Source organism: Arthrobacter sp. 08Y14 (assembly GCF_002929455.1).
Taxonomy (GTDB): domain Bacteria; phylum Actinomycetota; class Actinomycetes; order Actinomycetales; family Micrococcaceae; genus Arthrobacter_B; species Arthrobacter_B sunyaminii.
The window spans coordinates 1,137,003-1,151,298 of sequence record NZ_PJIX01000002.1 but is presented as its reverse complement, the minus strand read 5'-3'; the positions used below and the strand labels follow the sequence as shown (position 1 = coordinate 1,151,298).

At 63.7% G+C, this 14,296-nt stretch carries 13 protein-coding genes, 1 tRNA gene and 1 other RNA gene; 9 read left to right on the top strand and 6 right to left on the bottom strand.

The features are described from left to right. The first annotated feature begins 106 nt into the window (after positions 1 to 106). From CXR03_RS11890 to gndA, 3 genes are all read left to right on the top strand, one after another. A tRNA-Val gene (locus CXR03_RS11890) sits at positions 107 to 179 on the top strand. A 256-nt stretch (positions 180 to 435) separates the two neighbouring features. Continuing rightward, positions 436 to 1,386: a serine hydrolase gene (locus CXR03_RS11885; protein ID WP_104103926.1), complete on the top strand. Its 951-nt coding sequence runs from the start codon at positions 436 to 438 to the stop codon at positions 1,384 to 1,386. Between the two features lie 77 nt (positions 1,387 to 1,463). After that, a complete protein-coding gene (gene gndA, locus CXR03_RS11880) occupies positions 1,464 to 2,900 on the top strand; it encodes an NADP-dependent phosphogluconate dehydrogenase (protein ID WP_104103925.1) in 1,437 nt (478 codons plus the stop codon). 93 nt (positions 2,901 to 2,993) lie between these two features. On the opposite strand, the gene epsC is transcribed toward gndA, so the two are convergent. From epsC to msrA, 3 genes are all read right to left on the bottom strand, one after another. Further along, a complete protein-coding gene (epsC, locus tag CXR03_RS11875; protein WP_104053875.1) occupies positions 2,994 to 3,578 on the bottom strand; it encodes a serine O-acetyltransferase EpsC in 585 nt (194 codons plus the stop codon). A 42-nt stretch (positions 3,579 to 3,620) separates the two neighbouring features. Then, on the bottom strand, positions 3,621 to 4,556 hold the full coding sequence (gene cysK / locus CXR03_RS11870; protein ID WP_104053876.1) for a cysteine synthase A: 936 nt from the start codon (positions 4,554 to 4,556) through the stop codon (positions 3,621 to 3,623). A gap of 113 nt (positions 4,557 to 4,669) precedes the next feature. Next, on the bottom strand, positions 4,670 to 5,194 hold the full coding sequence (msrA, locus tag CXR03_RS11865; RefSeq protein ID WP_104053877.1) for a peptide-methionine (S)-S-oxide reductase MsrA: 525 nt from the start codon (positions 5,192 to 5,194) through the stop codon (positions 4,670 to 4,672). 132 nt (positions 5,195 to 5,326) lie between these two features. Here msrA and CXR03_RS11860 point away from each other — a divergent pair, with 132 nt between their 5' ends. The 3 genes from CXR03_RS11860 to CXR03_RS11850 all read left to right on the top strand — a co-directional run bounded on the left by CXR03_RS11860 (position 5,327) and on the right by CXR03_RS11850 (position 8,036). Beyond that, complete coding sequence (locus CXR03_RS11860) at positions 5,327 to 6,259, top strand: Nif3-like dinuclear metal center hexameric protein (RefSeq protein WP_104103924.1); 933 nt, start codon at positions 5,327 to 5,329, stop codon at positions 6,257 to 6,259. A 70-nt stretch (positions 6,260 to 6,329) separates the two neighbouring features. Beyond that, the gene (locus CXR03_RS11855; protein ID WP_104103923.1) at positions 6,330 to 7,070 is read left to right on the top strand and encodes a zinc ribbon domain-containing protein; all 741 of its coding nucleotides are present in this window, start codon (positions 6,330 to 6,332) and stop codon (positions 7,068 to 7,070) included. An 84-nt stretch (positions 7,071 to 7,154) separates the two neighbouring features. Next, a complete protein-coding gene (locus tag CXR03_RS11850) occupies positions 7,155 to 8,036 on the top strand; it encodes a reverse transcriptase-like protein (protein WP_258073629.1) in 882 nt (293 codons plus the stop codon). Here the strand turns inward: CXR03_RS11850 and CXR03_RS11845 are convergent. Beyond that, positions 8,033 to 8,812 carry a YaaA family protein gene (locus tag CXR03_RS11845; protein ID WP_104103922.1) on the bottom strand — a complete coding sequence of 260 codons (780 nt, stop codon included), beginning with the start codon at positions 8,810 to 8,812 and terminating at the stop codon, positions 8,033 to 8,035. The two genes, CXR03_RS11850 and CXR03_RS11845, sit on opposite strands and share 4 nt — an antisense overlap. Positions 8,813 to 8,900: 88 nt before the next feature. Between CXR03_RS11845 and rnpB the strand changes: the two genes are divergently transcribed. From rnpB to CXR03_RS11830, 3 genes are all read left to right on the top strand, one after another. Then, an RNA gene (rnpB, locus tag CXR03_RS11840) (RNase P RNA component class A) lies at positions 8,901 to 9,302 on the top strand. Positions 9,303 to 9,417: 115 nt separating this feature from the next. Then, the gene (locus tag CXR03_RS11835; protein WP_104103921.1) at positions 9,418 to 10,701 is read left to right on the top strand and encodes an MFS transporter; all 1,284 of its coding nucleotides are present in this window, start codon (positions 9,418 to 9,420) and stop codon (positions 10,699 to 10,701) included. Between the two features lie 125 nt (positions 10,702 to 10,826). Beyond that, positions 10,827 to 12,293, top strand: coding sequence for a glyceraldehyde-3-phosphate dehydrogenase (locus tag CXR03_RS11830; RefSeq protein WP_104104127.1), 1,467 nt, complete (start codon positions 10,827 to 10,829; stop codon positions 12,291 to 12,293). Between the two features lie 113 nt (positions 12,294 to 12,406). Here CXR03_RS11830 and CXR03_RS11825 read toward each other — a convergent pair whose 3' ends face one another. Then, positions 12,407 to 12,979: a peptide deformylase gene (locus CXR03_RS11825; RefSeq protein WP_104103920.1), complete on the bottom strand. Its 573-nt coding sequence runs from the start codon at positions 12,977 to 12,979 to the stop codon at positions 12,407 to 12,409. Between the two features lie 58 nt (positions 12,980 to 13,037). Continuing rightward, positions 13,038 to 14,195, bottom strand: coding sequence for an acyl-CoA dehydrogenase family protein (locus CXR03_RS11820; protein ID WP_104103919.1), 1,158 nt, complete (start codon positions 14,193 to 14,195; stop codon positions 13,038 to 13,040). Positions 14,196 to 14,296 lie beyond the last annotated feature (101 nt).

Below are 14,296 nucleotides of genomic sequence, written 5' to 3'. Positions count from 1 at the left end.
ACCAGGCGCAGTGAGCTGATTAGGCATTATCCGCAAACGTCCGGTAGAGTAATTCCTCGTGATGCGGCGCTGATCAGGAAAACCTGAGAGGCATAACGGTCACAAAGGGTCTTTAGCTCAGCTGGTAGAGCGCCACGTTTACACCGTGGATGTCATCGGTTCGATCCCGGTAGGACCCACAGAAGAAGCAAACCATGAACCCGCCGCCCGGAAGGACGGCGGGTTTTGCTTTGCGTGAACGGCGTTCGAAGCCGCCACTGACCGCGCCCGGCCGGCTGTTCCGCTTGATGGCGCGCCAAGGCCCGCCTGCGGCGCGCGCCAGGCTGGGCGGCACGCGCGGTCCTTGTACACGGACTCTCAGCTTTTGAACAGTCTCCGTTGCTATTTCTGGGATGGAAGGACAAAAGTGTGCACCCAGGAAGAGGAGGTACCCGCATGCGTATGACGTTCCGGCGTACGGTGGCGACCGTTGTGGCGCTGCTGCTCCCGCTCACCGCTGCCGGCTGCGGCATGGTGACCACGGATGGTGCCGCAACAGGTGCTGCGCAGGAATCGTCCTCCGCCGCCCCGCTTCCGGCGGATGAAGCAGACATGCTCACCGGCGCACTGGATGCCTGTGCAGATGAGGTTAACTCGTCTGGGGATCCAGCCGGGCTAGAGGCCAATACGGAGTTCTCGGCGGCTATTTATGAGAAGTCTTCCGGACGGGCCTGGCATTACAACCCCGGCGGCAGCTATCTGGAAGCGAGTCTCGTCAAGGTGCCCATCCTGCTGACGCTGCTGCGTGTTGCCACGCAGGAACAGCGGGACCTGACGCTGGAAGAGGAATACCAGGCCGTGATGATGATCGAGTACAGCGACAATGATGCCACCACGGCGCTTTATGAAGCCGTCGGGGGAGCACCGGAACTGGCTCAAACCTACGAACTGCTCGGTGTCGCGCAGACCGATGCCTCCGAAATGTGGGGGGTCAACAGCACCGGAGTCGAAGACCAGCTCAGGATTGCACGCGCGCTTCTCGAGGGCGTGGACTGGATCGACCCCGGGCTGCAGGAGTTCGCCGTCGAACTCATGGAGAATGTGGAATCCGGGCAAAGCTGGGGGATCAGCGCCGGAGCATCTGACCGCGGAGCGGAAATTGCTCTCAAGAACGGATGGCTGCAGGATGACGAGCTGTCCTGGAATGTCGGGAGCATGGGCTTTGTGCGCACCGGTGATGCCGAATACGCGGTGGTCGTCCTGACCTCCGGCAACGAGACGATGGAGGACGGAGTCTCGGTGGTGGAGCGGGTGGCCCGTATTATCAACTCCTTTGTCTCCACAGGGACGCCCGACCGTCCCGACACGGAGAGTCCTATGTGGCGGGCGGACGGCTCGGAAGCATAGGCTGGGGGATAAAGACGGCGGGCGAGCGCCAATCGCCGTGCCCCCTTGCTGGGCACCCGAAGAATCGTGGAGAAAACTTGAGCGCACAAATTGGTGTCACCGGCCTGGCCGTCATGGGCGCAAACCTGGCTCGGAATCTTGCCCGGAACGGCTACACCGTAGCCCTGCACAACCGGTCGATCGAGAAAACGGACGCCCTGCTGTCTGCCCACGGCGATGAAGGCGACTTCATCCGAACCGAGTCCCTTCAGGAACTCGTTGATTCCCTGGAGAAGCCCCGCCGCGTCCTGATCATGGTGAAGGCCGGTGCTCCGGTGGACTCCGTGATCGACCAGCTGGTGCCGCTGCTGGAAGCCGGCGACATTGTGATTGACGCGGGCAACTCACACTACGAGGACACCCGGCGCCGCGAGGCCGCCCTGGCGGAGAAGGATCTTCACTTTGTGGGTGTCGGTGTCTCCGGCGGTGAAGAGGGCGCGCTGCTCGGCCCGTCCATCATGCCCGGCGGTTCGCGCGAGTCCTACGACTCCCTGGGCCCCATGCTCGAGAAAATCGCTGCGAAGTACGACGGCGAGCCCTGCTGCAGCTGGATCGGCACCGACGGTGCGGGTCACTTCGTCAAGATGGTGCACAACGGCATCGAGTACGCAGACATGCAGGTCATCGGTGAGGCCTACGACCTGCTGCGCTCTGCCGGGGGTATTGAACCGGCTGAACAGGCCAAAATCTTCACGGAATGGAACACCGGTCAGCTCAGTTCCTTCCTGATTGAAATCACGGCCGAAGTCCTGGCCCACACGGATCCAAAGACCGGCAAGCCGTTTGTCGACGTCGTCGTGGATTCCGCCGGGCAGAAGGGCACCGGACGCTGGACGGTGGTGTCGGGTCTGGACCTGGGCTCGCCTGTTTCCGCTATCGCCGAGTCCGTTTTCGCCCGGGCCCTGTCCTCCCAGCGGGGCCAGCGCGCAGAAGCACAGGAGATCCTTGCCGGCGGCGAAGCGGCCGTCGAGCTGCCCGAAACCTTCGTTGATGACGTCCGCCAGGCGCTCTACGCCTCCAAGCTCGTCAGCTACGCCCAGGGCATCGACATGCTCAACAGCGCCGCCAAGGAATACGGCTGGGACCTGAAGCTGGACCAGATCGCCTCGCTGTGGCGCGCCGGCTGCATCATCCGGGCGGAACTGCTTGATGACATCATGAAGGCCTATGAGGGAGACCAGGCGCCGGCCAATCTGCTGCTGGCTCCGGCCTTCGCGGAGTCCATAGCCGCGGCTCTGCCGGCTTGGCGCCGGGTAGTGTCCGTTGCCGTCCAGCTGGGCATTCCCGTGCCCGTCTTCAGCTCCTCGCTGGCCTACTACGACGGACTGCGCCGCAAGCGCCTGCCTGCCGCACTCACCCAGGGCCTGCGCGACCTCTTCGGGGCGCATACCTACAACCGGGTCGATTCCGAGGGAACATTCCACACAATGTGGAGCGGGGACCACTCCGAGGTGGAAGCAGTGGACACCCACTAGCCAACCGCTGACTACGCAAAAGGCCGCCGGCACCCACTGGGTGCCGGCGGCCTTTGTCTATTGTCTGCGATTTGGCCGCAGTTACGATCTGTCTCAGATATAAATCGCGGGATCAATGTATTCGGCCGGATCCACGGCTGCCTGCGTTTCCTTGACCTGACGGTGCCGCCATCGGGCCGGAATGCCGGTGATGATGGAATCGGCCGGCGCATCCTTAACCACCACGGCATTGGCGCCCACGGCGCTGTTCTTGCCAATGGTCACCGGACCCAGGATTTTGGCGCCCGCCCCCACCGTGACGCCGTCGCAGATGGTGGGGTGGCGCTTGATCCGGGCCAGGGACCGCCCGCCCAGCGTGACCCCGTGGTAAAGCATGACGTCGTCACCGATTTCAGCAGTCTCGCCAATGACCACGCCCATGCCGTGGTCAATGAAGAACCGGCGCCCAATCGTTGCCCCGGGATGGATTTCGATCCCGGTGGCAAAGCGGGTCAGCTGCGAGAGCACCCGGGCAGGAAAGCGCAGTCCGGGCCGCGCCCACATCCGATGGGTCAGCCGGTGCATCCAGATGGCGTGCAGCCCGGAGTAGACCACGAGGTTCTCCATGGAACCGCGCGCGGCCGGGTCATGGGACGCAGCGGCGTCGAGGTCTTCACGCAGGCGTGCTAGGAAGCTCACAGATGACTTTCTGATCGTGCGGAACTGTAGGCGGAGCGGGGATCAGCCCCGGATATCGTCGTAGAGCACGGTGGAGATGTAGCGCTCACCGAAGTCGCAGACGACGGCGACAATCAGCTTACCGGCGTTTTCCGGCCGCTTGGCCAGCTCCAGGGCAGCCCAGACGATTGCACCGGACGAGATTCCGCCGAGAATACCTTCCTTGGCACCCAAAGCGCGCGCAGTGGCAACCGAGTCTTCAACGGAAGCGTCAATGACTTCGTCGTAGATGTCGGTATCCAGCACTTCGGGGACAAAGTTGGCGCCCAGGCCCTGGATCTTGTGCGGTCCGGGGGAGCCGCCGTTGAGGATGGCCGAGTCCTTCGGCTCGACGGCGACAATCTGGACACCGGGCTTGCGCTTCTTCAGGACCTGCCCGACGCCGGTGATGGTACCGCCGGTGCCGACCCCGGCCACGAAGATGTCAACCTTGCCGTCGGTGTCTTCCCAGATCTCCTCTGCCGTGGTCTGGCGGTGGACTTCGGGGTTGGCGGCATTGGCAAACTGCTGGGCCCAGATGGCGTTCTCGGTGGTGGCCACGATCTCCTTGGCCTTATCCACGGCGCCGCGCATTCCCTCGGAGCCTGGCGTCAGGACAATCTCGGCACCGTACGCACGGAGCATGACGCGACGCTCGGTGGACATGGTCTCGGGCATGGTCAGGATGACCTTGTAGCCGCGGGCGGCGCCCACCATGGCCAGGGCGATGCCGGTGTTGCCGGAAGTGCCTTCGACGATCGTTCCGCCGGGCTTGAGGGCGCCGGCCTTCTCGGCGGCGTCCACAATGGCCACACCAATCCGGTCCTTCACGCTGTTGGCCGGGTTGTAGAACTCGAGCTTGACCGCCACCTCGGCGTCAAGGCCCTCGGTCAGGCGGTTGAGCCGGACCAGCGGGGTGCCGCCTACCAGCTGAGTGACGTCGTCGTAAATCCGTGCCATGGTTTGTCCTCTATCCGTTGGAATGAAAGTGAGTCAGGGGCGCTGGAGGTTGCTGCTCCCGGGAATGTCCGCACCGGGGCCCGTTCCAGCCTACCCCTCAGCATGAGGGTGGGTCAGTTGTCAAGCCATTCGGCGTAATATTTCCGTGCCTTGGCAAGCTTTGGATTGATGATGACCTGGCAGTAGCCCTGTTCGGGGTGTTTGGCGTAGAAATCCTGATGGTAATCCTCCGCCACGTGGAAGCGGGGCAGCGGGACGATCTCCGTCACGATCGGATTGTCCCAGTGTTCCTGCGCCCGGTCGCGTGCCTTCTCGAACTCCTCGCGCTCGGCCTCGCTGGTGTAGAACATCGAGGACCGGTACTGGGTGCCGACGTCGTACCCCTGCCGGTTCAGCGTGGTGGGATCATGTGAAATGAAAAACATGTCAAGGATCACTTCACCGTCAATGATGTCCTCGTCAAAGGTCACCGCCACCACTTCGGCGTGCCCGGTGGTGCCGGAGCAGACGCTGTCGTAGTCCGGATGGGCGGTGTGCCCGCCGGTGTAGCCGGAAACGACGTCGGTGACACCGCGGGTCTTCTGGTAAAGGGCGTCGAGGCACCAAAAGCAGCCTCCGCCAAGTACATAGGTCTTCATACCCTGTATCAATGCACGCGTGCCCGCAATGATTCCCGATCTTCCATTCCAATACCCGGTGCGGGGCGAATCATGCCCTGCTGCGGCGCGGCCGAATTGAGCGCGGGAAACCTAGCAGGTAGAACTGAAACCATGGATACAGACAAGCCCGCCGAAGGCGCCGAGCCGGCGGCACCGGGACCGGACCCGGAAACCCCCGTCGCCGCAGCAGAAACGGATGGCTCCGCGCCCACACTTGGCGACGTCCTCCTGGCCGCCGAAGAACTGTGGCCGGAATCCCTGGCTGAAGGCTGGGACGCCGTCGGTCTGGTGGCCGGCCGGCCCTTCCGCACGGTCAGGCGGATTCTCTTCGCCGTGGACCCCACCTCTGAGGTCATTGACGAAGCCCTGGAATGGGGCGCGGACCTGCTGGTGACGCACCACCCGCTGTTCCTGAAGCCGGTCCACTCGGTGGCGGGCACAGGATTCAAAGGTGACGTGGTGCACCGGCTGATTGAAGGCGGCTGTGCACTGCTGACGGTCCACACCAACGGCGACAGCGCCGTGGGCGGGGTCTCCGATGTGCTGGCAGACGCGTTTGGACTCGAAGGGGTGGAACCGCTGGTTCCCGCCGAGGACGGACTGCCCGAAGAAGGCATCGGACGGGTGGGGGAGTTGCCTGAGGCCACCACGCTGGCGGACTTCGCCAAGCTGGTTTTCAGCATCCTGCCCGCCGTCGCCGGCGGAGTCCGTGTTGCCGGCGATCCGCACGGGCTGGTCCGCCGGGTTGCCGTCTGCGGCGGTGCGGGTGACAGTCTTTTTGACGCCGTCCGCCGGCACCAGGCTGACGTTTACGTCACAGCCGACCTGCGCCACCATCCCGCGTCCGAAGCCCGCGAGGCCGCCGTTAACGGTCGCCCCTACCTGATGGATGTGTCCCATTTCGGCAGTGAATGGCTGTGGTTAACGCCTGCGGCCGCTGCCCTGGAAAACGTCCTGAACGATCAGGGCTTCAGCGCGGAGATCCGGATCAGCGGCACCAACACCGATCCGTGGGACTTTGTGCTGACACCCGGGCTGAACTGACCTGCCCCGTTGGCATAGGCTAGGGGGAAGAACCGGGTCAGGTTGGCCCGGTCATAGTTGGAGGTTTTCGGTGGCAAAAGCATCGTCGGAGGAGCAGCTGCGGCTGCTCGATTTGCAGGCTCTGGACAGTACGGTCCGCAAACTCCGGAACCGGGCCCGCACCGTCAGCGACAACTCGGAGATTGCAGCCCTTGCCCTGCAGCGGGCCGCGGCGCAGAGCAGGCTTGTTGCCGCTTCCACCGAGGCCGCCGACATCACGCGTGAACTGACCCGTGCCGAAGCCGACGTCGCAGCCGTGGCAGCCCGGGTGGAGCGCAACCAGAAGCATCTGGACAGCGGCCACGGCACTTCCAAGGAGCTCACCGCCCTGCAGAGCGAAATGGAGTCGCTGAAGCGCCGCCGTTCCGATCTGGAGGACGTGGAGCTTGAAGTCATGGAGCGCCTCGAGACGGCCAAGGCCGCCGAGGAGCAGTCCCGTGAAGCCGCCGCTGCTCTGGACGCTGAAATGGCGGCGCTGGAAGAAAAGCGCGACGCCGAACTGGCGGAAATCGAAACCGAGCGCCAGGCAGTGGTCGCCAGCCGTGAGGAACTGGCAGCCACCTTTGAGCCCGGTCTGCTGGCCGTTTACGAAAAGACGCTGGCCAAGCACGGCATTGGCGCCGCACGCCTGTTCCACGGCACCTCCGAGGGCTCCGGCATGCAGCTGAGCCCCGGAGACCTTGCCGATATCCGCAAGGCCGCAGAGGACGATATTGTCTTCTGCCCCGACTCCGGCGCCATCCTGGTGCGCTCCGATGAGTGGAGCAGCTGACCGGTGACCCTGTTTGACCCGTCCGACGCCCCTGCTGAGCCTTCAGGGAACGCCGCGGCTTCTTCGAACGCGCCCCGGCGCACGCTGATTGTGGAAGCCGACGGCGGCTCCCGCGGCAATCCCGGGCACGCCGGCTACGGCGCCCTGGTGCGCGATCCTGAGACCGGACGCATTCTGGCGGAAAAGGCACAGTACATCGGCAAGGCCTCCAACAACGTGGCGGAGTACTCCGGCTTGGTGGCAGCCCTTGAAATGGCGCACGACATTGACCCCGACTGCTGGATCCTGGCCAAGATGGACTCCAAGCTCGTTGTGGAGCAGATGAGCGGCCGCTGGAAGATCAAGCACGAGGACATGCAGAAGCTGGCAGCCAAGGCCCGGGGGATCGTCAACCCGCGCCGGGTGAAGTACCAGTGGATTCCGCGTGAACTGAACAAGGACGCTGACCGGCTCTCCAATGAGGCAATGGACGCCGGCATGGCAGGGGTTCCCTGGGTGCAGAAGAGCGCAGCTGCAACTGCGCTCCAGGAACCGAAAGAGGTTTCCCAGCTGGACGCCGAGTCCAAACCGACAGCCACCGGCAGGCTGCACCACACCGAGCTTTGGGTCCGGGACTTCGCCGCCGCTGAAGCCTCGCTGGGGTGGCTCCTGGAACGCCTGGGCTACCTGCGCGCGGACAGCTGGAAAACCGGCGCCCGGTGGCAGGGAGCGGACAGCTACGTGGTTATTGAAGCAGGGCCCGACGTGCTGGATACAGCGTATGAACGGCGGCGTCCGGGCCTGAACCATCTGGCCTTCTGCGCCGGATCGCGGGCGGATGTGGACTTGTTGGCCCGGCGCGCCGCAAGCCATGGCTGGACGCTGCTGTTCACCGACCGGCATCCCCATGCCGGTGGTCCGGACCACTACGCTGCCTACCTCGAAAACAGTGCGGGCTTCGAAGTGGAGCTGGTTGCCGAAGACTAGTGTGCGGCTTCCTGCCCGGGAAGGATGAGGTTGAGCTGGAAGGGCTTCCGGGCCGTGGCCGGCACCAGCTCCGCCTCCCATTTCTCTGCGGCAGCGGCGACCAGCTGTTCCGGCGTCTCAGGTGCGGCGCCGGTGCGGGTCAGCAAATGACGCGCGAGCTCTCCGCGGGTGTGCTTGGCGAAGTGCGAAACAACGGTGCGTTTGCCATTCCGAATTTGGAAGACGTTCACCGCCGCTGCCCGAGCCGGTTCCGGCGCCCACGCAGCCGCGTAGGTGCTGGACCGGCAGTCCACCACCAGCTGTTCCGCCGCATACTCATTCAGGACGGGCGTCAAATGGCGTTTCCAGAAGGAAGCGAGTTTGCCCGTTTCCGGAAGCTTCACCGCCATGGACAACCGATAAGCGGGAATCGGATCGCCGAATCCCAGCGCTCCCCACAACCCTGAGATGACGATGACGGAGCTATCCGCAGTGCGCTGCTGGGCGGGAGTCAGCGTTGAGTAGCCCAGGGCGTCGTAGAGCACTCCGGAGTAGATGCGGTGTGCCGGGGCGCAGGGCTGATCCTGCAAGACGGTGTTGCGCTGCACCTCTGCGGCCAGTGACGGGCCGACGCCCAGGACGGCGTGCGCGTCCGCCGCGGCACTGGCCTGCGCCACGGCTTCAAGGACCTGTTTGCGGGCGTCGTTGAGCCCGGGGAAATGCAGCTTGTCGGGGTCAAAAGCCGGACCTGAGACGGCGGCGGTTTTTCCTTCAGAGGGCGGGAGCAAAATCAACACCAATTAATCCTACGCGAGGTGCGTGAGCCTCCCCGGCCGGGGCACTGAACCCGAACAACCTGCCGGAGACGGTAGCATTGAGGCTGGACGGGTTGGCCAGGCGATCGCGTTGGGTCCTTATTGAAGGAGCCACCGAGGAAAGTCCGGGCTCCGCAGAGCAGGGTGGTGGGTAACGCCCACTCGGGGAAACCCGCAGGCCAGTGCCACAGAAAAGAAACCGCCGTTGATGGTGATCCGCTTGGAGCACTGTCTTTTCGGTAAGGGTGAAAAGGTGGTGTAAGAGACCACCAGCGTTCCGGGTGACCGGAGCGGCTAGGTAAACCCCACCCGGAGCAAGGCCATACAGGACGCGTTTGAGGGCTGCTCGCCCGATGCGTCCGGGTAGGCCGCTTGAGGGCGCCGGCAACGGCGTTCCCAGATGGATGATTGCCGCCTCCGGCCCGGTAACGGACTGGAGATACAAAACCCGGCTTATCGGCCAGCCCGTCCACTCAAACAGCCCCGGGGGCAACAGTGTCTCAAGATTTGGCGCTGTTTTTCCGCAGGATTTGCACAAGCGGTGCGCAAAGCAGGCGCACCGGCAACTGCGCGACTATTCTGTGGCAATGTCCAGAACTACGACAAAACGCCGCCCGCTGGTGCTCCGTAATGCGAACTTCCGCGCCCTATGGATTTCCTCGACCGCCGGCATCTTTGGCACTTCCGTTGCCGCTGTGGCGCTGCCCCTCATCGCCGCCGTCGAATTGGATGCCTCGGACTTCGCTGTTGCTGCCCTGTCCGGCGTGGGGTTCCTGCCGTGGTTGCTGTTTGGACTGCCAATTGGCGTTTTGGTGGACCGTTACCGCCGCAAACCGGTGGTCATGGCCGCGCTGGTAGTACGGATAACTGTCCTGATGAGCCTGCCGGTGGCGTTCTGGCTGGACCAGCTCACTGTGATCCAGCTCTTTGTGGTGTCCTTCCTGTCCGGCTTGGCTGCCGTTTTCTCGATGCTGGCGGAGTCGGCCCTGGTTCCCCGGGCGGTTAAGCGTGAGGAACTGATCGAGGGCAACGGTCTCATGACCGGCTCCGCTGCTTCAGCGGATGCAGTGGGCCGGAGCCTGGGCGGCTGGCTGACCTCTGTCTGGGGGGCATCAAACTCGCTCCTGTTGCAGGTGGCCGCGTCCACGGCATCGCTGCTTTCGGTGGCAACACTCAAGGTTCAGGAGGCGGCCACTCCGCAAAAAAGCGGGAGCAGGATCTTCCGCGACATGAAAGAGGGCCTGCGGTACAGCTTTAGCACAGCTCCGCTGCGCGCGATCCTGCTGGTCGGTGCGTTGTGGAATTTGGGCGGCGCAATCGTAGTCTCCCTCATGGTCATCCTTGTGGTGCGGACACTGGGGGAATCCGGAGCCATGCTCGGATTCCTGACGGCGTCCACCGCGCTGGGCGGAACGCTGGGCGGGCTTACCGTAAAGCACGTCACGCAGCGGTGGGGGTCGGGAACTGTGTGGCGTTTTTCCATGCTGCCGGCAGCGGCCGGCTATTCCAGCGTGCTTTTGATGACGCCGGACTGGGGAATGGTGCCGGGATTCGCCGGGCTTTTCCTGGCCGGGTATGCCATCTCCATGAATGTTGTAGTGTCCACCAGCTTCCGCCAGCGGGTCTGCCCGCCCGGAATGCTGGGCCGGCTGGGGTCTGCGTCCCGGATGGTGACCTGGGGAATGCTGGCCGTCGCCGGCGTCATCGGGGGCTTCCTCGTGGAAGCCCTGGGAATCCGCGGCGCCATCCTCATCGGACTGGCGATTGCGTTCCTGGCCCCGGCCGTTGCAGCGTTCGGTCCGCTGCGGGGGATTAGGGATCTCGAAGACTTGGAGCCCGAACCGGCTGACGAAACCCTGGAGGTCCACTGACCGGAAAATGTCAGTGTGACAAACATCTCGCTCAACAAAGCGGTGCGGCAAGTGTGTCCTAATACACTTGGAGGGACGACCAACCGGCACAAAGCAGTGCCGGCTGAGAAAAGGAAGTGAAAATCTTGAGCCAGTTCTCCGATGCCTGCCTGGACACATGGATGGACCGTGAGGCCCTTGCCGAGGCAATGATTCCGCTGATCGGGCGGCTGTACCGGGAAAACAGTGTGGTCACTTCGGTGTACGGCCGCCCGTTGGTCAACCGTTCCGTCATCGACATCCTCAAGGCACACCGTTTTGCACGGCAGATCGATGAAGTTGAACTGCCCGTCTCTGACACGTTCCCGCTGGTGCAGGCACTGACTGAACTGGAGCTGGGCGCCGCATCCATCGACCTGGCCCGCCTGAGCCTGAAGTACAAGGCAGAGGGCGCCGGCGTGGATCTCATGGATTTCCTGCGCCGCGAGCTGGCCGATGTGGTTGGCAAGCACGGCGCTGACGACCGCACCAGCACCGACGTCGTTCTCTATGGCTTTGGCCGGATCGGCCGGCTGCTGGCCCGCATCCTCATCGACCATGCCGGGGGCGGCCAGGGCCTGCGGCTCCGGGCAATCGTTGTCCGCAAGGGAGCGGAAAATGACCTGGTCAAGCGTGCTTCGCTGCTGCGCCGCGACTCCGTCCACGGTGCCTTCGACGGAACCATCACCGTCGACGAGGAAAACAACACCATCCTGGCGAACGGCACCCTGATCCAGGTCATCTACTCCAACGATCCGTCCACTGTGGACTACACGGCCTACGGCATCAACGACGCCGTGGTGGTGGACAACACCGGCCGCTGGCGTGACGAAGAGGGACTGTCCCAGCACCTGTCCGCCAAGGGAGTCTCGCGCGTGCTTCTCACCGCTCCGGGCAAGGGCAACCTGAAGAATATTGTGCACGGCATCAACCACGAATCGATTTCCGACGACGACTTGATTGTCACCGCGGCTTCCTGCACCACCAATGCCATCACGCCGGTCCTGAAGGTGCTCAACGACAAATACGGAATCATCCACGGGCATGTGGAGACGGTGCACTCCTTCACCAATGACCAGAACCTGATCGACAACTTCCACAATGGTGACCGCCGCGGCCGCTCCGCCGCGCTGAACATGGTGATCACCGAAACCGGTGCCGCCAAGGCCGTTGCGAAGGCGCTGCCGGAACTGGCAGGCAAGCTCAGCGGCAATGCCATCCGGGTTCCCACCCCCGACGTCTCCATGGCGATCCTGAACCTGAACTTCGAGACCTCCACCACCAAGGAAGAGATCAACACCTTCCTGCGGGAAACATCGTTGAACTCGGACCTGCACAAGCAGATCGACTACATCGACTCTCCCGAGGTTGTCTCCACCGACTTTGTGGGCTCCAAGCGGGCCGGCATCGTGGACGGACTGGCCACCATCTCCAACGGCAAGAATGCCGTGCTCTATGTCTGGTACGACAACGAGTTCGGCTACAGCTGCCAGGTTATCCGGGTGCTGGAGGAAATGGCCCACGTGAATCCGCCGGCCTACCCTCGCGTTGAGGAGCTGGCCGCCTCGATCTAGGCGAGAGCTTCACCGAAGACACGGCCAATAGACAAAGCAAAAGGCGCGTTTCCCTCTCGGGAAACGCGCCTTTTGCTTTGGTCCGGTTTAGGCTTCCGGGTTTCTGAGTGCCCTTAGTGGCCGAAAGGATCCGGATCCACTCCGGGCATCCACGTCAGTCCCGGAACATTCCAGCCGTGAGCCTTGATGGCCTTCCGCGCCTTCCTGCTCCACCGGTCGTTGAGCTTGTCCACGTACAGCTTGCCGTCCAAGTGGTCGTACTCGTGCTGCAGGACCCGGGCAAACCAGCCGGTGGCCTCAAATTCCAGCGGGGCACCGTTCTCATCGAAACCGGAAATCCTGACCCACTCGGCGCGGTTGACGGGGAAGTTCTCGCCCGGGACGGACAGGCAACCCTCGGCATCGTCCTCCGGGTCCGGCGCCGAGCCAGGCACCTTGGACGTGATGAGCACGGGATTGATGACGACGCCGCGGTCCGGTGCGTCGTCGTCGTTCTGGTAGGCGAAGGTGAACAGGCGCAGCCCCACGCCAACCTGGGTGGCGGCCAGCCCGACACCGTTCGCCACGTCCATGGTTTCGTACATATCGGCCACCAGGGTGCGCAGTTCGTCGTCGAACTTTTCCACCGGAGCGGCTCGGCGGTGCAGAACGGGTTCGCCGTGGATAACGATGGGACGGACGGTCATTGCTGGTCTTTCTGTTGGGTGGGTGGTGCTGGCTGCTGTCTGTGTACGGGGAGAGAGGCTAGGCGGTGATGTGCCGGCCGATGACTTCGCGCATGATCTCGGAGGTTCCCCCGAAGATGGTCAGCAGCCGGGCGGCCAGGAAGGCCTGGGCCACCGGGTATTCCAGGATGTACCCGTAGCCGCCGTGCAGCTGCAGGCAACGGTCGGTGATGGACTGAACCCGTTCACTGGCCCAGAGCTTCGCCTTCGCCGCGGAGACGGCGTCCAGCCGCCCTTCATTGAAGGCGAGGATTGCCGAATCCACGTAGGATTCGGTGACTTCCACCTCGGTCGCAATGTCAGCCAGGACAAACCGGCTGTTCTGGAAATCGGCGATGCGCTCACCGAAGGCGTTGCGGTTCTTTGTGTACTCAACGGTGGCTTCATAGATTTGCCGGGCAACGGCGGATGAAGCGACGGCGATGGCCAGCCGGCCCTGGGGGAGCTGTCCGGCGGCGTACTCCAGGCCGCGGCCCACTTCGCCCACGAGGTTGCCCTCGGGGACGTGGACATCATCGAAGAACAGTTCGGCTGTGTCGGAGGCCTTCAGACCCATCTTGTCCAGCTGGCTGCCCGTCTTGTAGCCCTCGGTCTTTTCCACCATGAACATGCTGAACGAGTCTTTGGTGCCGCGGCCGGTTCCGCCGTCGGTGCGGGCCAGGACCAGGGAGGCGTCGCCGCTGATGCCGTTGCCGATGAAAGTCTTCTGGCCGTTCAGCCGCCAGCCGCCGTCGTTCTCCCGCACGGCTTTGGTGCGGATGCCGCGCAGGTCGCTGCCGGCGCCGGGTTCGGTCCACGCCACTGAGGTGACGGTGTCGCCGCTGACCATCCCCGGCAGCCAGCGTTCCTTGAGGTCATCGGAACCGTACGCCAGCAGGTGGGGGAGGACCATATCGTCATGCAGATGGAAGGCGAGGCCGACGGCGAGATGGTTGGCCTTGGCGAACTCCTCGTCCATGACGGCGCGGTAGCGGTAGTCGGGCATGCCTGCGCCGCCGAACTCCTCCGGCACGGCAAGTCCCAGCAGTCCCTGCTCTCCGGCAGCCTTCCACAGCTGCCGGGGCATCATGTGCTCGGCGTCCCACTTGGCGTACCCGGGAGCGACCTCGCGGGAATTGAATTCCCTCGCAAGGTCACGGAAAAGCTCGTGGTCTTCGTCGAACAATCTGCGCTCCAAGGCGGCGCCTCCTCAATGATTGGCCACAGTACGTTCCAGCGGCGGTGCTGCGGGCCGCCGCAGCACCGGCCGGGCGGCCTCATAAACAAGTCAAACATAAG